The 452-nt window shown below is 48.2% G+C and carries 1 pseudogene; it reads left to right on the plus strand.

Annotation, left to right across the window (positions count from 1 at the left end):
• Nucleotides 1-452: pseudogene (locus BGK49_RS27995) on the plus strand (transposase); the annotation flags it as partial.

Below are 452 nucleotides of genomic sequence, written 5' to 3' on the forward strand. Positions count from 1 at the left end.
CGGAGTTTAAAGCCGAAGCCGTCAAAACGGTTCCTGAAAATCAGCTTTCGATCAGTGAAGGCGCTTCCCGATTATCTGTTCCTGAAGGCACTTTAGGACAATGGGTTACCGCCGCAAGAAAAGGGCTCAATACACCAGGCTCCCGCACAGTGGCTGAGCTGGAATCTGAAGTTATGCAACTGCGTAAGGCTTTAAATGAAGCACGACTTGAGCGAGATATATTAAAAAAAGCAACAGCGTATTTTGCCCAGGAGTCGCTGAAAAATACGCGTTAGTCGAACAATGGCGACAACAATTCCCTGTTGAAGCGATGTGTCGGGTACCTGGTGTATCCAGGAGCGGTTATTACGACCGGGTACAGCATGAACCCTCAGACAGAAAACAAAGTGATGAGCGGCTAAAACTGGAGATTAAGGTGGCACATATCCGCACTCGCGAAACATATGGAACCC

The sequence above is a fragment of the Shigella sp. FC1544 genome (assembly GCF_001722145.1).
Classification (GTDB): Bacteria; Pseudomonadota; Gammaproteobacteria; order Enterobacterales; family Enterobacteriaceae; genus Escherichia; species Escherichia coli.